The 20,632-nt window shown below is 36.4% G+C and carries 17 protein-coding genes and 1 tRNA gene; 17 read left to right on the top strand and 1 reads right to left on the bottom strand.

Features of this window, described 5'->3' with window-relative positions; translation table 11 throughout:
• Window positions 1-33: 33 nt before the first annotated feature.
• From proQ to cas6f, 14 genes are all read left to right on the top strand, one after another.
• Window positions 34-570, top strand: coding sequence for an RNA chaperone ProQ (gene proQ, locus GYM74_RS08965; RefSeq protein ID WP_220217883.1), 537 nt, complete (start codon window positions 34-36; stop codon window positions 568-570).
• Between the two features lie 9 nt (window positions 571-579).
• Window positions 580-2,658, top strand: a complete 2,079-nt coding sequence (prc, locus tag GYM74_RS08960; RefSeq protein ID WP_220217882.1) for a carboxy terminal-processing peptidase — start codon at window positions 580-582, stop codon at window positions 2,656-2,658.
• A gap of 32 nt (window positions 2,659-2,690) precedes the next feature.
• Entirely contained in the window at window positions 2,691-2,780 is a 90-nt protein-coding gene (locus GYM74_RS08955; RefSeq protein ID WP_220217881.1) for a YnhF family membrane protein, read from the top strand.
• Between the two features lie 70 nt (window positions 2,781-2,850).
• Window positions 2,851-2,938, top strand: a tRNA-Ser gene (locus GYM74_RS08950).
• Window positions 2,939-3,088: 150 nt separating this feature from the next.
• On the top strand, window positions 3,089-3,979 hold the full coding sequence (gene prmB / locus GYM74_RS08945) for a 50S ribosomal protein L3 N(5)-glutamine methyltransferase (protein ID WP_220217880.1): 891 nt from the start codon (window positions 3,089-3,091) through the stop codon (window positions 3,977-3,979).
• A gap of 32 nt (window positions 3,980-4,011) precedes the next feature.
• Window positions 4,012-5,079 carry a chorismate synthase gene (aroC, locus tag GYM74_RS08940; RefSeq protein WP_220217879.1) on the top strand — a complete coding sequence of 356 codons (1,068 nt, stop codon included), beginning with the start codon at window positions 4,012-4,014 and terminating at the stop codon, window positions 5,077-5,079.
• Window positions 5,080-5,081: 2 nt separating this feature from the next.
• A complete protein-coding gene (locus GYM74_RS08935; RefSeq protein WP_220217878.1) occupies window positions 5,082-5,837 on the top strand; it encodes a TSUP family transporter in 756 nt (251 codons plus the stop codon).
• A 288-nt stretch (window positions 5,838-6,125) separates the two neighbouring features.
• On the top strand, window positions 6,126-7,079 hold the full coding sequence (gene cas1f / locus GYM74_RS08930) for a type I-F CRISPR-associated endonuclease Cas1f (protein WP_366939855.1): 954 nt from the start codon (window positions 6,126-6,128) through the stop codon (window positions 7,077-7,079).
• A complete protein-coding gene (gene cas3f, locus GYM74_RS08925) occupies window positions 7,076-10,438 on the top strand; it encodes a type I-F CRISPR-associated helicase Cas3f (protein WP_220217876.1) in 3,363 nt (1,120 codons plus the stop codon). The genes cas1f and cas3f overlap by 4 nt, the downstream gene beginning before the upstream one ends.
• A gap of 421 nt (window positions 10,439-10,859) precedes the next feature.
• Window positions 10,860-11,183: a hypothetical protein gene (locus GYM74_RS08920; protein WP_220217875.1), complete on the top strand. Its 324-nt coding sequence runs from the start codon at window positions 10,860-10,862 to the stop codon at window positions 11,181-11,183.
• A 70-nt stretch (window positions 11,184-11,253) separates the two neighbouring features.
• The gene (gene csy1, locus GYM74_RS08915; RefSeq protein ID WP_220217874.1) at window positions 11,254-12,627 is read left to right on the top strand and encodes a type I-F CRISPR-associated protein Csy1; all 1,374 of its coding nucleotides are present in this window, start codon (window positions 11,254-11,256) and stop codon (window positions 12,625-12,627) included.
• On the top strand, window positions 12,627-13,550 hold the full coding sequence (gene csy2 / locus GYM74_RS08910; protein ID WP_220217873.1) for a type I-F CRISPR-associated protein Csy2: 924 nt from the start codon (window positions 12,627-12,629) through the stop codon (window positions 13,548-13,550). The genes csy1 and csy2 overlap by 1 nt, the downstream gene beginning before the upstream one ends.
• A gap of 30 nt (window positions 13,551-13,580) precedes the next feature.
• A complete protein-coding gene (gene csy3 / locus GYM74_RS08905) occupies window positions 13,581-14,585 on the top strand; it encodes a type I-F CRISPR-associated protein Csy3 (RefSeq protein WP_220217872.1) in 1,005 nt (334 codons plus the stop codon).
• A 5-nt stretch (window positions 14,586-14,590) separates the two neighbouring features.
• On the top strand, window positions 14,591-15,154 hold the full coding sequence (gene cas6f / locus GYM74_RS08900; RefSeq protein WP_220217871.1) for a type I-F CRISPR-associated endoribonuclease Cas6/Csy4: 564 nt from the start codon (window positions 14,591-14,593) through the stop codon (window positions 15,152-15,154).
• A 668-nt stretch (window positions 15,155-15,822) separates the two neighbouring features.
• On the opposite strand, the gene GYM74_RS08895 is transcribed toward cas6f, so the two are convergent.
• Window positions 15,823-16,065, bottom strand: a complete 243-nt coding sequence (locus tag GYM74_RS08895; RefSeq protein WP_220217870.1) for a hypothetical protein — start codon at window positions 16,063-16,065, stop codon at window positions 15,823-15,825.
• Window positions 16,066-16,839: 774 nt separating this feature from the next.
• Between GYM74_RS08895 and GYM74_RS08890 the strand changes: the two genes are divergently transcribed.
• The 3 genes from GYM74_RS08890 to pnp all read left to right on the top strand — a co-directional run bounded on the left by GYM74_RS08890 (window position 16,840) and on the right by pnp (window position 20,610).
• Window positions 16,840-17,763: a LysR family transcriptional regulator gene (locus GYM74_RS08890; RefSeq protein ID WP_220217869.1), complete on the top strand. Its 924-nt coding sequence runs from the start codon at window positions 16,840-16,842 to the stop codon at window positions 17,761-17,763.
• Window positions 17,764-17,913: 150 nt separating this feature from the next.
• Window positions 17,914-18,183, top strand: coding sequence for a 30S ribosomal protein S15 (gene rpsO, locus GYM74_RS08885; RefSeq protein ID WP_220217868.1), 270 nt, complete (start codon window positions 17,914-17,916; stop codon window positions 18,181-18,183).
• 309 nt (window positions 18,184-18,492) lie between these two features.
• Complete coding sequence (pnp, locus tag GYM74_RS08880; protein ID WP_366518721.1) at window positions 18,493-20,610, top strand: polyribonucleotide nucleotidyltransferase; 2,118 nt, start codon at window positions 18,493-18,495, stop codon at window positions 20,608-20,610.
• Window positions 20,611-20,632 lie beyond the last annotated feature (22 nt).

Genomic DNA, 20,632 nt, shown 5'->3' with positions numbered 1-20,632 from the left:
CGTCACTGAAATTTAGATGCTATGGAATTACTAATGGAAAATCAGTTTCAATTAACAAATAGTAAAGAGATTATTGCTTATTTAGCCCAACAGTTTCCAAATTGTTTTACAATTGAAGGGGAAGCCAAACCATTAAAGATTGGAATTTTCCAAGATATCCTTTCTCAAATTGATAGCAATGAACTTTTAAGCAAAACCAAATTACGTGTAGCTTTGCGTGCTTATACCATGAGCTGGCGTTATCTATACTGTATTAAAGAAGGTGAATATCGTGTTGATTTGGACGGAAACAATAATGACATTATCACCAAAGAACAGATGGAACATGCGCAGCAACAGTTAAAAGAGAGCAAAGATAAAGCGAAAGCTCGAGCTAAAGAGAAACGTAAGTCATCTAAAGCACCTGTCAAAAAACCGAGAACTTTAAAAATCGGTGATTTTGTTAAATTATCTTTGGGTAACAAACCTGTAAAAGGGCAGATTATTAAGTTAGAGAAAGAACATATCAAAGTTAAAGTTGGGTCTGGTATGGAGTTAACTGTTAAACCAGAACATATCATTACTAAGTAGAGAATTTGAATGAATAAGTTATTGAAAGGTATTATTAGTCTAAGCTTTATTTTATCTGTTGTAAGTCCAAATGTTCAGGCAACATCGCCAGTTTATGAAAAAGTTCCTGTTTTAAAACAAGATGATATACATCAAATTGTCGCAAAACGTGTGACGAACTTTTTTACACAATCACATTATCGTGATTTTGCACTCAATGGAGCTTTTTCAGCTCAAATCTTTGATCGCTATTTTAAGCTATTAGATAGCAATAAAGCGATATTTTTACAAAGTGATATTGATAGTTTTCGAAGCAGACAAGAGTTGTTAGGTGAAGAGCTAATCAATGGCGATCTAAAAACAGCTTATGATATTTATAATCTTTCATTACAAAAACGCTACAACCGCTATAAGTATGCGCTTGATGTATTAAAACGTCCTATGGACTTTTCTGCTAAAGATGAAATCAACTTTAAACGTGAAGATTTAGCCTGGCCGAAAACTGAAAGCGAGCTTGATGAATATTGGAACAAACGTGTCAAATACGATGAGCTTAATTTGGCGTTGACCGGAAAAAATGAAGAGCAAATCCGTGAAGCATTAACCAAACGATATAATCGTGTTATAAAAACAATCATCCAATCGAATAATGAAGATGGCTTTCAAGTCTTTATGAATGCCTTTGCTCGAGAAATTGATCCCCACACCAGTTATTTAGCACCACGTAAAAAGCGTGATTTTGACTCTGATATGAGCTTATCTCTTGAAGGAATAGGGGCGACATTGGGTCAAAAAGATGATTATACTGAGATTATGTCATTTGTATCTGGTGGTCCAGCTGAAAAAAGCAAATCACTCGCTGTCGGTGATAAAATTATTGGCGTTGGTCAAAGTAATTCGCCTATCGAAGATGTCGTTGGTTGGCGTTTAGATGACATTGTAGATAAAATTCGTGGTCCTAAAGGCACTGTAGTTAAATTAGAAATTTTACCGGCAGACAATAATGGTAAACCTAAAGTTGTTGAGATCACTCGTGATAAAATTCATTTTGAAGATCGTGAAGCTAAATTAAAGATCATTAATAATGAACGCGGTAAAGTTGGTGTGCTTGAAATACCAAGTTTCTACATTGGTTTAACCAAAAAGGTTGAATCATTACTCATCACTGCCAATCAAGAAAATCTTCAAGGACTAGTGATTGATTTACGTGATGACGGTGGCGGTTCATTAGCCGAAGTTATTGAATTAACCGGTCTATTTATCGACACTGGGCCAGTTGTTCAAGTTCGCGACAATTTGCAAAAAGTGACGACCTATGATGACAAAAATCGAGGTATTGGCTTTAGTAAACCAATTGTTGTGATGATCAACCGTTATAGTGCATCGGCTTCTGAGATCTTTTCAGCAGCAATGCAAGATTATGGGCGAGCCTTAATCGTTGGTGAAACAACTTACGGAAAAGGTACAGTACAGACTTCTCGTAATATCTCCTATCCGGCTGATGCTCGATTACATCCGGATTGGCCAGAGTTAGGTGGCGCTCAGTACACAGTACAAAAATTCTATCGTATCAATGGCGGAAGTACCCAACTAAAAGGGGTTGATCCCGATATTGAAATGACTCAATCAAAATATATTGATGAAACAGGTGAGCGTTATTTAGATAATGCATTGCCATGGGATAAAATTGCGTCAGCAGATTATTTAACGGTTGCTAATATTAAACCATTGTTGCCGGAATTAAAATCGAAGCATATTGCTCGTATTAAAAAGAATCCTGAGTTTATCTATATCGAGGAAGATATTAAACGATTGAATGATAAAAAAGATCGTCAATATATCGTTTCCTTAAATAGAAAAGAACGGGAAACCGAGCAAAAAAGAGATGAAGATCGTGATTTGAAACGCATGAATGAGCGATTAAGTCGTGAAGGTCTCAAGCCGATTGCTAAATTAAGTGATTTACCTAAGGATTATAAAAAGCCCGATCCTTTTTTAGATGAAGCTGTAGAAATGCTTCTTGATTTGGCGCCTAACTATCCTGAAATAGAGGCAAATAAGTCATTAAGGGGTTTTCTACCACTTGATGGACCAATTGAAAGTGAATAAATTAGAATTAAGAAATTAATTGGAGAGAGAATATGAATACAGATTTAAAATACGGTTTAATTGCGACAGTACTTATTCTATCAATTATTGCCGCATTTGGCGTGATTGTTTGTATGAATTAAAATACTTGATTAATTGTGCTGAGATCATTATAGTATGCAGCCTGCTACAAAATGCAGGCTCTTAAATTAAGGTGAGGTGTCCGAGTGGTTGAAGGAGCACGCCTGGAAAGTGTGTATACGGCAACGTATCAAGGGTTCGAATCCCTTCCTCACCGCCATTATATTGATTTAATCACAGAAGGATGCGCACCACTGGTTTAAACTTAATTACCAGTTGGAACTTTCGACGTTTCTTTGGTAAAGCCTCTGTGGTAAATAAGCTCGAATAACCAGTAAACCCTTCCTCTCCTTGATCATTCGGAGCCAATATGGAAAACTTACGTACTGTTCAGGATTTTATTCGCTGGACTACTTCGCAATTTAGCCTGTCAGATATCTATTTAGGGCATGGAACAGATAACCCTATTGATGAAGCGAAGCAACTTATTTTATCTACTTTAGGCTTATCATTATTTATTCCTCCTGAATTTTACGCAGCTAATCTCACTAATGACGAAAAACTTCAGCTCATTGATTTAGTCAATAAACGAATTAATGATCGGGTACCTACGCCTTATTTGATCAATCAAGCTTGGTTTTGCGGACATAGTTTTTATATCGATGAGCGAGTATTAATACCCAGATCGCCAATTGGCGAGTTAATCGATAATCGATTTGAAACCCTATTAACAACTCAGCCACAAAATATTTTAGACTTATGCACCGGAAGTGGTTGTATCGGTATTGCTTGTGCGTATGCTTTTCCACAAGCACATGTTGATATAACAGATATCTCTTTAGAGGCACTCGATGTTGCCCAAACCAATATTGATTTGCATCAAATGATGTTTCAAGTCACGCCTATTTTGTCCGATCTGTTTAACGATATTCCAACTAAACAATACGATCTTATTGTGTCAAACCCACCTTATGTGGATGATGAAGATATGAATGATCTGCCGGAAGAGTTTGAGTATGAGCCTAAACTCGCGCTTGAAGCTGGTGATGATGGTTTGGATTTAGCAAAAAGAATATTACGTGATGCCGTTAATTATTTAGCACCAAACGGCGTGTTAGTTTGTGAAGTTGGTAATAGTTGGGTCAGTTTACAACAACAATATCCCGATGTACCGTTTAATTGGATTGAATTTGAACGTGGTGGACTGGGTGTTTTTTCCATAACACGTGAAGAGCTGATTAAATATCATCACTATTTTTAAGTAAGTTTTTCTCTAATCGGAATAAAAATATTATGTCAGGAAACTCAATCGGAAAATTATTTAAAGTGACGACTTTTGGTGAGTCGCATGGTACTGCATTAGGCTGCATAGTTGACGGCGTGCCTCCTGGTCTTAGCTTAACCGAAGCTGATATGCAACACGATCTTGATCGTCGCCGGCCGGGCACCTCCCGTTACACTACTCAGCGACGCGAGCCTGATCAGGTGAAAATTTTGTCTGGTGTTTTTCAAGGCATCACAACCGGTACCAGTATTGGTTTATTAATTGAAAATACCGATCAGCGTTCACAAGATTATAGTCAAATAAAAGATATTTTTAGACCAAGTCATGCTGATTTCACCTACCAAAAAAAATATGGTATCCGTGATTACCGTGGCGGTGGTCGCGCTTCTGCTCGTGAAACTGCTATGCGGGTTGCTGCTGGTGCTATTGCTAAAAAGTATCTATACGAAAAACTTGGTATACAAATTCGTGGCTATTTAGCGCAAATGGGTGATATTGAGTGTGAGCTTAAAGACTGGCAACAAGTTGAACAAAATCCGTTTTTTTGTGCTGATGAAAGCAAACTTGAAGCGCTTGACAGTTTACTGAGAAAGCTTAAAAAAGAGGGTGATTCAATTGGCGCAAAAGTGTGTGTGGTTGCGCAAAATGTTCCTGTTGGGCTGGGTGAACCTGTGTTCGACAAATTAGATGCAGAACTTGCCCATGCTTTAATGAGCATTAATGCGGTTAAAGGTGTTGAAATAGGTGACGGCTTTGCGGTAATTAATAAGCGAGGCAGTGAAAATCGTGATGAAATTACCCCTGAAGGCTTTTTATCTAACCACGCTGGCGGTATTTTAGGCGGTATTAGCTCCGGGCAAACCATTTTGGCAAGTATTGCTTTAAAACCTACGCCAAGTATTGAAATTGCCGGGCAGTCGATTAATGTTAATGGTGATAGCGTTGAAGTATCGACGCATGGTCGACATGATCCTTGTGTGGGGATCCGAGCAGTACCAATTGCTGAAGCAATGGTTGCAATTGTTTTAATGGATCATTATCTTCGACACCTTGCACAATGTAGTGATGTAAAATAATCATGAGTTACGAATTACTGGCTTTACTTTTTTTTATTGCCATGTTGGCTGGTTTTATTGATTCTATTGCTGGTGGCGGTGGGCTATTAACAGTACCGGCTCTTTTGGCGGTTGGCTTACCGCCAGCCAGTGCTTTAGCCACCAATAAATTACAAAGTACTGGGGGATCTTTTTCTGCCAGCCTTTACTTTATTCGTGAACGCATGGTTGATTTAAAACAGCAAAAATTCGCAATTACCTGTGCCTTTATTGGCTCGGCGCTTGGCACATTATCCGTCATGCATATACAAGCTGACTTCTTAAAATTACTCTTACCGATCTTAACTATTAGTGTTGGGCTCTATTTCTTACTCTCCCCGACCATTGGTGAAAATGATCGTAAAAGTCGCCTAACCATAATCCAATTCGCCTTATTACCAGCATTAGCTATCGGATTTTATGACGGTTTTTTTGGGCCCGGAGCTGGCTCATTTTACGCACTCGCCTATATCACTCTTGCCGGTTTTAATTTAACCAAAGCCACTGCACATACCAAAGTACTCAATTTTACCTCTAACTTAGCGGGCTTAATCTTTTTTATTGTTGGTGGAGAAGTGGTATGGTCAATTGGTCTTGTTATGCTTGTTGGTCAATTTATTGGCGCAAGATTAGGGGCCAAAATGGTTATCGCTAAAGGGCGAAAATTGATAAGACCAATGCTTATTACCGTTTCCACTATTATGAGTATCAAACTCATCTATGAAAACTTCTTCTCTTAGAGAATAAAAAGATACTTACGATTAATCACAAAACCCCGCTCCTGAAAATTTTTTGAGGAGCGGGGTTTTTGCGTTTTAAAATGCTCTTATTTTAATGGCTGGAATTGTCATTGTATTTTATTTAAACAACGAACATCTTAAACTGGTTAATAATTTATCATCTTATAATTAGTAAAGCGATTTATTGAATTAGCTTTTATAAAAATTGTTATTTAAAAAAACTCGTTTTTTACATAAAACAGTGTTAATTTGTCATTATGTAAAAATTGAATTTATTTTCTTATAATCATGGATTTGATTCACTCTTCTGATCTTAAAACCATTTTACATTCCAAGCGTGCTAATATTTATTATTTAGAACACTGCCGGGTTTTAGTCAATGGTGGTCGAGTTGAGTATGTCACCGATCAAGGGCAGCAATCATTGTATTGGAACATTCCGATAGCTAACACCACCTGCATTTTACTTGGTACCGGTACTTCATTAACGCAAGCTGCTGTCCGCGAACTTTCAAGAGCCGGGGTAATGATTGGATTTTGTGGTGGTGGCGGAACACCACTATTTGCTTCGACCGAATCAGAGTTTGCTTGTCAATTTTTTTCACCTCAAAGTGAGTATCGTGCAACTGAATACTTACAAAGTTGGTGCCAATTTTGGTTTGATGATCAGCGCCGATTACAAGCCGCTAAAATGTTACAACAGCATCGACTTAACATCATTCAATCGAGTTGGTTAGAATTTGATTGGACAGTAGATCAAAATCAATTAACTAACATTATCAACGATGCCAGAGAACAGTTTGATACGGCTAAAAATAGTCAATCTCTGTTAACAGCAGAAGGACGATTTAGCAAAAGATTGTATGCAATGGCAAATCAATTAACGTTGCAAGATGACAAATTTAAAAGAGAGCATGCCACTCGAGGTAACAGCCATGATCCTGCTAATCAATTTTTAGATCATGGTAATTATTTAGCTTATGGTTTAGGTGCTACGGCTTGTTGGGTATTGGGTTTGCCACATGGTTTAGCTATTTTACATGGCAAAACTCGACGTGGCGGCTTAGTTTTTGATGCTGCTGATATTATTAAAGATGGCATGGTTTTACCTCAAGCTTTTATATCTGCTATGCAAGGTGATGATGAGAAAACATTTCGTCAATCTTGTATTTCACAATTCGCGCAATTAGGCGCGCTCGATATGATTATTGATACGTTAAAACAAATTGCGGATAAAACATGAATATTTTACTTGTGAGCCAATGCAAAAAAAGAGCATTAACAGAAACCCGCCGAATCATCGATCAATTTGCTGAGCGTTGTGGTGAACGAACTTGGCAAACGCCGATGACTTCTGCCGGTTTACAAACGCTTTATAAATTATTACGAAAAACCGCTCGAAAAAATACTGCTGTTGCTTGCTACTGGACACATGGAAAAAATCTAACTGATCTCCTTTGGATTGTCGGCGATAAAAGCCAATTTAACCAGCAAGGACGAGTGCCGACTAATCGTACAAAACGAGATATTTTACGTAATAACTGCGAAGAGACTTGGCAATATACAACATCAATTCAACTTATTACCACCATTGCTGCTTTATTACATGATCTAGGTAAAGCGACTATCGGATTTCAAAATAAATTACGAGCGGAAACAGCAATAGCAGGTGATCCTTATCGGCATGAGTGGATTTCATTACAAATATTTTTATTAATGATTAAAAATTGTACTAGCAATCAAGCCGTATTGGAACGGCTAGCCAATTTTTCAGAATATCAAGAGCAAAATCCAAACTGGCATCAAGATTTAACATGCACCGAAAAAGGTGATTTAACTCAAATACCCTTATTAGCTCAATGGATTGCTTGGTTAATTGTTTCACATCATCGAATGCCTTTTTTATCAGAATCAATGGGTGGCGATAAGAAAAAAAAGCAGAAGAATGAACTATTACTTGCTAACTTCAAACAAGACAATTTTTATAAAACACTAAAAGCCGTTGAAGGTTGGGTTAAAAATAAAAATAGTCAACATGCTAATCCAAACTCTTTTTGGCAGCTTAAAGATGATATAACGTTAAGTAATGCATGGTTAAAAAAACTCTGTCGTTATGCAAGTAAAGCACTTAATCACCCGCCTTTAATGCAGCTAACTGCAATTGATGAATTTTTATTACATATATCTCGTTTGAGTTTAATGGTTGCTGATCACAATTTTTCAAGTTTATCTTTGGTAAATGATGAAGCAGGTAAAAACAAAGAAATCTTGATTGCCAATACCAATTATCAAAAAAAACCGAAACAGCGCTTAGATGATCATTTAATTGGTGTTGCTAACTTATCAGCTCGATTTGTTCGATTACTACCCAAAATGGCAATGGAATTACCAGCAATTAACCACCATAAAGCATTTACACAACGTACGACAATCAAACGTTTTCAATGGCAAAATCATGCATTTGATTTGGCTAAAAGTTATCAGCAAACGAGTGATGAAAACGGTTTTTTTGGGATAAATATGGCATCAACAGGTTGCGGTAAAACGTTAGCGAACGGCCGAATTATTTATGCATTAGCTAATCCTAAACGTGGTGTGCGTTTTACCATTGCGTTAGGTTTACGAGTATTAACATTGCAGACAGGTAAAGCACTTAGAGACAGACTACAACTGACAGATGAGCATGTGGCAACCTTAGTTGGTGGAAGTGCGTCAAAAACCTTATTTGAGTTAGAAAGTGATGCGAAATCAGAACAAAAGAGACGAGAAAATAACACCTATAACGAGCAAAATTCACAGAATCATAATCCTGAAAGTTACGGTAGCGAATCTATCGAATCTTTAATGGATGAATACGTTGATGTCGCTGAAACAGGCATTGCTGATACCGAATTGGGTACTATTATTGAAAACAGTAAAGCTCGTCAATTACTTTATACCCCAATTGTCACCTGTACTATTGATCATATTATTCAAGCTAGTGAAGGCACTCAAGGCGGTAAATATATTGCACCAACATTAAGATTGCTTACTTCTGATCTCATATTAGATGAACCCGATGATTTTGATCAACACGATCTTCCTGCTTTAGCTAGATTAGTTCATTTAGCAGGACTTTATGGTAGTAAAGTATTGCTTTCTTCTGCTACTTTAACCCCCGATCTGATAGCTGGTTTATTTGACGCCTACCAAGCCGGAAGGAAAATATGGAATCAAAATAATAGTAGTCAAAGCAGTAATCGTATTATCTGCGGTTGGTTTGACGAATATCATCAGTCAGTCATGCCAATTGATGATCTTAATCATTTCAAAAATGAGCATCAACATTTTGTTCACTCACGCATAATGCAGCTAGAAAAAGAAGCGATTCGTCGTCAAGGACATATTCTAAAATTACTGGATTATCAGAAAAATAAAAAAGCGAATGAAAAACTCAATTACCATATTTTAGCAAAGCAAATTCTGGAACAAGCAAGCCTATTTCACGAGCAATATCATCAGACTGACGAGACATCAAAAAAACAGGTCAGTATTGGTTTAATCCGATTTGCCCATACTGAAGATGTCATCGCAATTACTAAACAGATGTATCAGCAACAAACATTACCTGAAGATACTGTATTTCATATTGTAGTTTACCATGCCAGACAACTTTTATTGCTACGTAGCCAATTGGAAGAAAAACTAGATAGAATTTTAAACCGTAGCGATCCGAAAGCATTATTCAAGCAACCGGAAATTATTGAAGCAATAAAACACAGCAAAATACAGAATCACATTTTTATCGTCATTGGCACACCTGTTACTGAAGTAGGGCGTGATCATGATTATGATTGGGCAATTGTCGAGCCCTCATCTATGCGTTCAATTATTCAATTAGTCGGACGCGTTTGGCGACACCGTCCTGATAAATCTACGCATAGCCCAAATGTAGCAATCTTAGGCAGTAACATCGAATCGATAAAAAAAGGAAACAACTATGGTTCAGCGGAAGCCTGTTTTGCCAGACCGGGTTTTGAACAAGAGCCTAATTTTTTACTAAAATCACATAAAAGCGAAGAAATTATACCAAGCAAACAACTCGAAAATATTAATGCTATTCCACGCATAGTTTCATCACCAGAAGATGGTTTAACGCTTGCTGAATTAGAGCATAATGTCATGGCGGACTTATTTGCCATTAATGCTCATACAAGCAACTATGTTACTTGTTATTGGCAACCTAATTTGGCACATCATCATTGTGTGCATTTGCAAAAGATCTCGCCATTTAGAATGAAAAGCCCAAAAGAAGATGATTACGTCTGTCAGTTAGATGAAGATGGTAATCACAATTTTAGTTATGCTGAAAATGCATGGCAAAAACCAGATGAACAATGCCCTGAAACAGAAAATTACGCTATCCAATATCAAAATTGGCAGTTAGATAACCCAAAAGTACAAATATGGCTATCAAATACCGTACAACAAGCCATGGAAAAACTAGCCGAACATTTGCCAAATAAAAACCTATATCGGCTGGCAAACGAATTTTGCACAGTTAGTTTAGCAAGTGGAACACGCTGGTGCTTTAATCCTTGTTATGGGTTTTATAAAGAATAGAGGGTGGTCAAATCTTTTGAACCCAAAATTTAATGTAAGATATTTTCGTCTATCCAATAAAATATAGCTGTCATACCCTATGAAATGTAGTAATACAAAAGTAATTATTTTATAATAATTACTACTACCGCATAGGTAGCTTAGAAATATGAAATTACTATATATATATATCATAATTATAACCGCCGAATAGGCGGTTTTTCATTATTATTACTTACAAAAACTTTTAAAATTATTTTTAACATTGCCTATGATATTACAATAAAAGTTGACTTTGGTTTTTTATATTATTAATATGACAAACATGTAATCTAAATTACATAAAACAACATTTTTAATTAAATGTTGTAATGGAAAACCCCAGATGGACCAGATCTGAGGTTTAAAATTTTATCCAAACGAAGTTAATGAGGACAAAATTATGTCTAAAAATAAATCTAAGTTGATTCAATGTCAAATATCTATTGAAAAATTAGAAGTAAATGATTTACAGCAATTTGAAATTTATGGAAGAGCAGCGAATGATGAATCGTTTATCGTTACACAAGAACCTTCTAAATTTTACTCTATCAAAAAGTTAATGAATATTCTAGGTTGTTCAACAATTAAAGAAGTAGAATATTTAATAAAAAAATTAGGTTTAGATCATCCTAAATATAGATGTAATAATTTTTCTGATGAGTTGTTGTTTAATGAAAAAGCACTTAAATTGTTACATTTGTATATAAAATTTAAAGCATCATAATGGAGAAACTAAGGACTTATATTTAAATATAAGTCTTATTTATAATATTTTTATTAATATAGGAGGGCCAATGAATAGTATTTCTTGGCAAGATATTAGAAAGGTAATCATAAACTTTCTAACGCAACGGCTTGCTAATAATAGTAGCTACAAAAGTGAGCTTGTAAAATTAGCTAAAGCTAGAGAAAACAATGATTCATTAGCAATTACTGAATCACAACAAAAAATTAATGATTTATTAAAGCGTTATGATTTTGAAACTTGGATGGAAGATGCGGCAACCAGAAGGATATTCTGGATATCTATAGCTTCTCATATTAGCAAAGGGATCCATTCTTCAAGCCTCGGTGATAATTATTTGGCGCAAAATAATCCAATTAATCAGACAGTTATATCTTCCGCCACACTAACGGTGTTACCACTTGATTGTTCAGGCAATGCTGCAGCTTTAGATATATTTTCATTATTAAATCAAGTTGTAACCGGTGAAACAACACTATTGCAATTGATTGTAGAAGATCATCCTGCCGTTTTGGATGCTTTATCTGACGATAAACAAAAAGCATCGCTTTATTTAGCCAATTTAAAAAAAGCTATATTTAATGAATTTGAACATCCTAAAGCTTCAGAACTCAATAAACAATTTTATTGGCCAAATAGCCAAGAAAGCTATTTAGCTCATCTAGAAAATAATTATCGTTTATTAGTTCCATTGCATCCTAGTTCGTTATGTCATGTAGTTTATCAGAAAGTGCAAGAAAGGTTTTCCGAACAGAACAAAAAAGCCCGTGAACAAAGAAGGATAAAAGATGCAGTACATGAACCCTATTTTTCTTTTCAAAATTTAGCTGTAGTTAAGTTGGGTGGCAGTAATCCTCAAGGTGTGAGTCAATTAACAAGCAATCAAGGTGGTCGAAATTTCTTATTACCTTCAATACCACCCGAATTTAAAACTTCCAAATTTCCGTCGATTACCGTTCACAAACAAAATATTTTTGATAATTCAATGCAATATTTTTGTCGGTTTGGTTTTAGATTACTCTTTGATATGGTTCAGGCGCCTAATAATGTCGTTGAAGAAAGGGATAATCGTAAAGATGCTTTAGATATTATTTTATCTTATGTCCTTAAGTTTGCTAAGCATATCCAGCAAACCATGCCTGCTGGATGGAGTAGGGAATACTCTCTAGACTTAAACCAAAAGCTTTGGCTAGACCCTAAGCGAGCAGAGTTAGAAGATGAAGAAGATTTCAAACAATACTATGATAAAGGTGATTGGCTAGTTGGTATTAAACAAGATTTTGCTTTTTGGATTCAATGCGTGTTGAAAAATAAATTTAATGATATCAGTGAGCAATTTTCAGATCCTGAATTTAATGAATGGTGTAGCGAATTTAGCGCAGCGGTAAAAGCGAGTCAACGTAAAAAAGAGGGGATTTTCTAATGGCTTCGTTAAATTATTATCTACTTTTTGACCATGTTAAAATTCACAATGCTAATGCTATATCAAGCCCATTGACTTATGGTTTTCCGGCTATTTCTGGATTTTTAGGTGCTATTCACGCTTTAAATCGAAAAATTGAATCCAAAGAACCAATTTATCTTGACGGGGTATTAATTGCTTGTCATGAGTGTGATGTACAAGTTTATCGCCCTAATGATTATTCAGATTATATTTTTCGGTTAACTCGCAACCCATTAGCAAAAAATGGTGATACTCGCTCAATCATCGAGGAAGGTAAAGTTCATCTTGATGTGAGTTTATTAGTAGAAGTGAAAATCGAAAATATCGATACGCTCGATGATGAAGAACAACAACAAGCATTTGTTACGCAGATGAAGCAAAAACTTTATCAACAACGTATAGCGGGTGGGCACATAGTCTCAATTGAAAATGTAAAATTAATTTCTTCTGATGAATCAGATAAAACCTTAGCTAATATGTTGCTGCCTGCATTTGTTTTAGTTGAAGCACAACAAGAGTTAGAAGATATCACTGCTGAATTACAACAAAAGAATCCTAATGCCACGCAACTCGATGCTTTAGTTGAAACTGCAATGCTTCATCATCAACCGCAAGAAAAAGGTCATTGGCAAACTACTTCAATAAAGGAAGGGCGAGGTTGGCTAGTGCCTATCCCACTCGGATATCAAGCTATTTCACCACTATTTCCAGCCGGAATGGTTGAAAATGCACGTAGCAATGAATATGCAACACAATTTGTTGAATGTATCTATGGATTAGGTAAATGGGTATTTCCTTTGCGATTAAAGGGACATTTATCCCAAGCTTTTTGGCGTTATCAGTGTAGTAAATTGCAATCGAATAACGCAGACATTTATATGATTAATCAAAAAACTAATTAAAAATTTAGCATTACTAAAAAGGATGAAATTATGAGTAAAGATAAATTCGCAACCGCTTCAGTTTTAGCATTCGAACGCAGTTTTGATATTTCTGATGCCGTTTTTTTACAACAAGTTGATACAGACGATAACAATTTATATCCTGTTTTTATATCAGAAAAATCCGTTCGAGGGACAATTTCTAATCGCCTTAAAAATGCTGTTACTAATGATCCCGCAAAATTAGATGCCGAAATTCAAAAGGCTAATTTACAAACGGTTGATACCGCTGCGTTAGATACCGATAAAGATACATTAGTGGTTAAATGGAGTTGTAAAGTTCTGCCATTTTTAGGCAAACCATCAGTATGTAATAATATCGAGTATCAAGAAGAATTAATAAAAGTGACCAACGATTATATAAAATCTAACGGTATGAAAACGCTTGCTAAACGTTATGCCATTAATATACTTAATGGTCGTTGGTTATGGCGTAATCGCATGGCTGCTGAACAAATCACTATTTCGATCATTCACAATAATAAACCTGTTATTCATGTAAATGATGTTAAACAATATCAACTTAACTCATTTGAATACGAAGATAAAGCAATAGAAGATCTTGCTAAACTTATCGAAGCTGGACTATCTAACAAAGAATTTATTATCTTCGACATAGTAGCCAAATTAAAAATGGGCTTAGGTCAAGAAGTGTATCCTTCACAAGAGTTAATCTTAGATACTGGAAAAACAAAAAGTAAAGTACTTTATGAGAAAAACGAATGTGCAGCTACGCACTCGCAAAAAATCAGCAATGCTATTCGAACCATTGATACCTGGTATGATGAAAAAGCAGAGTTTCCAATTGCTATCGAACCTTATGGTGCCGTCACAACTATGGGGCATGCTTTCCGTCAACCTAAACAAAAACATGACTTTTACACGCTATTTGATAACTGGGTACTAAAAGGGGAAAAGCCATCACTTGAACAACAACATTATGTCATAGCGGTATTGATTCGCGGTGGTGTATTTGGTGCAAGTGGTAAGGAGTAATTATTATGCTCACTCACTATTTTGAACTAAGAGCAATCCCACAACTTGAGATAACCGAAACAGAAGTGATTAATCAAGTTATGCAATCACTTCATCAAGTTTTGGTTAATTATCAAGGTAATATTGCGGTCAGTTTTCCTTGTTATAATGTTAATCGCACATTAGGCGGAATTATTCGATTATTTGGTGATGAAGTTCAGTTACAACAATTTAAAACTGCCTTGCAGACGGTGGTTAGTGATTATACTATCGCCTTACCAATAACCCCGGTTCCAACTAATATTAAAGGTTACCTACGTTTAATTCGCGTTAATCCTAAAGGGCAAAGCGCTTTAAGACGAGCTGAAAAACGTTTAACCGCACAAGGTAAATGGTCAGATGAAGTAAAAAATAAAATGATTGAAAAGTGGGGTAGCGTTCAATTGAATTATCCTCATCTTCATTTCATTAGCAAAAGCACTGGTCAAAACTTTATCATGTGGATAAAACAAGAAAAATGTACAACACCTGTGCAGGGTATATTTAACAGTTATGGACTAAGCAAAACAGCAACCATTCCTGATTTTTAATTAAGTATTAAGGGTATTTTCATAATGCCCTTAACTTTTTTTATGCTCAGTAATATCAGCTTCGAAAATTTTTGAAGAAAGCTTCTTTTGAGTCCAAAAAATAGCTTAGCGTATTGCCAGTTACTTTAAACTAAGCAGCTTTTTAGGCGTTTAAGAGCTAAAAAGTTGAGGGGCGGGGGGTTGTGGAGTTTAAAATACACATTTTATTAACCCTTTTTTAGTTAAAAAATAAAATGATTAAAAATCATGATGTTGCAAAGGCATTAAAAAAAGGGTTTTTAAACCTAAAATTGCCCTTATCGGTTTTATAAACGATGTTTATAGTAGGTAGGATTCTACTTTAAAGCTGCATAAGCTGTTTAGAAAGTTGACTCGGCAAATGCTGCCTTTAAAGCTGCATAAGCTGTTTAGAAACGTTTTGTTCCTGAGTCAGATGTTAAGAGATTCTTTAAAGCTGCATAAGCTGTCAAGAAAATTAGAGTTTTTTATTTCATTCGATTCAGGTGCTTTACGGCTGCATAAGGGATTTTATGATATTTTGGAAATATCTAAAACTTTTGTTTTTATACTGAAACGCGGGTGTTTTCTGAAAGTTCTTGTCAATACTTTGTGTTTTTGCTTAAACACCTATATTTTCTGAAACTTTTTGACAAGGTTTTATACTTTAATTAAAAGCTACAGGTTTTTTGTCTGCGGGTTTCGGACGCTGTTGGTTGGTTGATATTTTCATTTCGGTGTCTGCGTCCGAATAGGGGGATTTTATGCGAAATCCCCCTATACCCTCTCGCAGCACCACCCAAAGCGGTCTTCGACTGCCCTCCGCCTTCGTTCGGTCTTAACGCACCGGCGCTGATTTGTTCCGGACAAAGCAGCGCCTCGCCAAACATCCCTGTTTGGCGTGCTAACCTCACTCAGTTGTCGGCGCTTTGTGAAGGTGCGGGTTGGTGCACTAGTTTGTTTTTGTGGAAGGTCATGGTAAGCCGTTTGAAAAAAGTAATGGAGTTCAAAATACAAACTTTTTAAACCCTTTTTTTTAGCTAATAATAAAAACATTAAAAATCAATATATTGCAAAAGCGTTAGAAAAAAGGGTTTTTAAACCTAAAATTGCCCTTTATGTTTTTATAAACGATGTTTATAGTATGTAAGATTCTACTTTGCAGCCGCATAGGCTGTTTAGAAAATGATAGTGCAACTCGTCACCTTTTTTTACAGCTTTGCAGCCGCATAGGCTGTTTAGAAAAGTGCAAAGCCATTGTAAGTTTGCGCCTGTTTCTTTGCAGCCGCATAGGCTGTTTAGAAAGTCAACCGCGGCTGATGCATCAGCAATGGCATCTTTGCAGCCGTATAGGTTGTTTAAAAATATACCATTTGCCACTGCGGCCGCTAGAGCTTCTTTGCAGCTGCATAAGCTGTTTAAAAAACGGTGATGCCACATCAACAATGCCGAACGGCACTTCACAGCTGAACAAGCCGTTTAAAAACATCGCTGTAGCACAGCAAGTTAGTAAAGTAACCTTAGGGCTGTAAAGCCCCAAAAGTTGAGTTATAAGTTTTTTAAAGCTCTAAAATCTCTGTGCTCGATAGCACAAAAATGCTATTTTGCTTTTTCTGTACAATTATTATTACAATGATTATAGTAGCTTATATTTTGAATTAAGATTAGTTTCGGTCGCTTGTAATATTATGAAACTTCAACAATTACGTTACATTTTAGAAATAGCCCGCTCAGGCTCGATTAATGAAGCGGCTAAAAATTTGTATATTACCCAACCCAGTTTATCTACTGCGGTCAAGGAGTTGGAGGCTGAATTTGGCATTGAGATTTTTGTGCGAACTTCAAAAGGCGTTTCGCTATCAACCGACGGTGTTGAGTTTTTAGGTTATGCCAAACAGGTTTTGGATCAGGCTGAATTATTAGAACAGCACTATGCAAAAAAAGAGCCGTCTAAACAGCTTTGCAGTATATCGACACAACATTATGCTTTTGCGGTTAATGCATTTGTTAATCTCATCAAAAAAAATCATACCGATGAATATGAATTTACCCTTAGAGAAACCCGAACTTATGATATTATTACCGATGTCGCTAATTTGCGTAGCGAAGTAGGCATTTTATATTTAACTGATTTTAACCAAAAAGTGATTTTACGATTGCTTAAAGAGCATCGTTTAACTTTTAATCCGCTTTTTGAAGCTGATCCTCATGTCTTTATTAGTACTCATCATCCTTTAGCAGCAATGAAATTGCTCACGCTTAACGATTTGGAAGATTATCCTTATCTCTCTTTTGAACAAGGTGAATATAACTCTTTCTATTTTTCAGAAGAGATTTTAAGTACCGTCTATCATAAAAAAAGCATTCATGTCAGTGATCGAGCGACGTTGTTTAACCTATTGCATGGGTTAAATGGTTATACAATTAGTACCGGTGTTTTAAGTACTGATTTAAATGGTTCTGATATTTTATCGATTCCGCTTGATGTCGAAGAAAAGATATTAATAGGTTGGATAACCTCTCAAAAAGCGCAATTAAGTCAGTCGGCGCAAAATTATATACAAGCACTTAAAAAATTGATTCAAGAAGAGTACGGTTTTAAACTTAAATAAGCTTGCTATTAAAGGAATAAATCGCATTGCTATTTCAATAATTTCAAGTATAATTGCGCACAATTCATATATTGATTATATGAATGCCGAGGAGTGTCTGAATTAGAGATCGGTCATTCCATTTTTTATTTTAATTTTAAGAGGTTTATTATGTCTCTAACTGTAGAAGCTAAAGCGAAAATCGTTGCTGAATATGGTCGCGGAACTAACGACACTGGTTCAACTGAAGTTCAAGTTGCTCTTTTAACTGCACGTATCAATGATTTACAAGGTCATTTTTCTGAGCATAAAAAAGATCACCACAGCCGTCGTGGTTTATTACGTATGGTTTCTAGCCGTCGTAAATTATTAGATTATTTACGTCGTAAAGATTTCGATCGTTATAACCAATTAATTCAAAGACTAGGTTTACGTCGCTAATTACTAATCTACTTGAAAAGAGGCTTAGGCCTCTTTTTCGTTGTGAAAAGTTTGGGCTCTGATATAATACTGAGCGCAAAAAATTAAGTTAATTTTTTTAAGAGTAAATCAATAAGGTAAAAGATTGTCTCCATGTTTCGCGCGACTAATGAGAGCTCTATAATTTATAGATTTGTCATTAGTCGTGACAGTGAAATAATCTTTTGTTGAATACCCCCACATTGTTGAAGTGAATATCCCTAAGTTCAGCTTGATGCTGCTTCCTGTCGAGATATCAAACTTCAGCATATATAACAAGAGGACATTATTTTGTTTAATCCGACATATCAAAAATTCCAATATGGTCGCCATACTGTTACTTTAGAAACAGGAATTATGGCACGTCAAGCAACAGCTGCCGTTATGGTTAATATGGATGATACTGCTGTATTTGTAACCGTTGTTGCGAATAAAAAAGTTAAAGAAGGTCAAGACTTTTTCCCGTTAACGGTTAACTACCAAGAGCGTACTTATGCCGCCGGTCGTATTCCGGGTGGATTTTTTAAACGGGAAGGACGCCCAAGTGAAGGTGAAACCTTAATTGCACGCTTAATTGACCGTCCATTACGCCCGTTATTTCCGGAAGGATTTGTTAACGAAATTCAAATTATTGCAACCGTTGTTTCAGTTAATCCTGAAGTAAGCCCTGATTTAGTTGCTATGATTGGTGCATCTGCTGCGCTTTGTCTATCTGGCGTACCATTTCATGGTCCAATTGGTGCTGCACGAGTTGGATTTATCAACGATGAATTTGTCTTAAACCCTTCAGTAAAAGAGCTTGCCAGCAGTCGTTTAGATTTAGTGGTAGCAGGAACTAAAAGCGCTGTTCTCATGGTTGAATCAGAAGCGGATATTTTAACTGAAGATCAAATGTTAGCGGCAGTGGTATTTGGTCATGAGCAACAACAAGTTGTAATTGATAATATTAACGAATTTGTTGCTAAAGCAAATCGTGAAAAATGGGATTGGGTTGCACCAGCTAAAAACGAAGCTTTATATGACGCCGTTTCACAATTGGCTAAAGCCCGTTTAGGTGAAGCTTATCGTATTACTGAAAAACAAGCACGTTATGCACAAATCGATCTGATTAAAGAAGAGGTTTTAGCAACTTTACAGGCTCAAGATGAAGAGCTTGATGAAAACGAAGTTTTCAATATTATTGTTGATTTAGAAAGCCAAATTGTTCGCCAACGTGTTATTGCCGGTGAACCACGTATCGACGGTCGTGAAAAAGATATGATTCGAGCGCTGGATATTCGTACCAATGTTTTACCAAGAACGCATGGTAGTGCTTTATTTACACGTGGTGAAACTCAAGCACTCGTGACAGCAACATTGGGGACTGAACGTGACGCTCAAATTATTGATGAGTTAACCGGTGAGTATACTGAACGATTCTTATTACACTATAACTTCCCGCCTTACTCAGTAGGTGAAACTGGTATGGTTGGTTCGCCGAAACGTCGTGAAATTGGTCATGGTCGTTTAGCTAAACGTGGTGTTGCTGCTGTAATGCCAAGTAAAGAAGAGTTCCCATATACTGTTCGTGTGGTTTCTGAGATTACTGAATCAAACGGATCATCTTCAATGGCTTCTGTTTGTGGTGCTTCATTAGCGCTTATGGATGCAGGTGTGCCAATCAAATCTTCTGTTGCCGGTATTGCAATGGGATTAGTGAAAGAAGGTGATAACTTTGTTGTGCTTTCTGATATTTTAGGTGATGAAGATCATCTTGGTGATATGGACTTTAAAGTAGCTGGTACCCGTGAAGGTGTGAGTGCTTTACAAATGGATATCAAAATTGAAGGTATCACTAAAGAGATTATGCAAGTTGCGCTAAACCAAGCAAAAGGTGCTCGTTTACACATCTTAAGCGTAATGGAGCAAGCGATTAACAAGCCTCGTCAAGAAATTTCTGAATTTGCACCACGTATTTACACCATGAATGTCAATCCTGATAAGATCCGTGACATCATTGGTAAAGGTGGCGCAACTATTCGTGCATTAACCGAAGAAACAGGTACAACAATTGAGATATCGGACGACGGTACAGTGAAAATTGCAGCTTCTGACGGCAATAAAGCCAAAGATGCTATGGCTCGCATTAATAATCTGGTTGCTGATGTCGAAATTGGCAAAATCTACACCGGTAAAGTGACACGTATTGTTGATTTTGGTGCGTTTGTTTCTGTTATCGGTGGCAAAGAAGGTCTTGTTCATGTCTCACAAATTGCTGACCACCGAGTTGAAAAAGTGGCAGATTATTTGAAAGTTGGGCAGGAAGTGAATGTAAAAGTTCTTGAAATAGATCGCCAAGGGCGCATTCGTTTAAGTATGAAAGACGCCGTCGAATCAACACCAGACGTTGCTCCGACGACAGCAGAATAAAAGATTATTCATCAGGAGTTCA

The sequence above is a fragment of the Gilliamella sp. ESL0405 genome, from assembly GCF_019469205.1.
Lineage (GTDB): Bacteria > Pseudomonadota > Gammaproteobacteria > Enterobacterales > Orbaceae > Gilliamella.
This window is presented reverse-complemented; position numbering and strand designations above follow the sequence as displayed.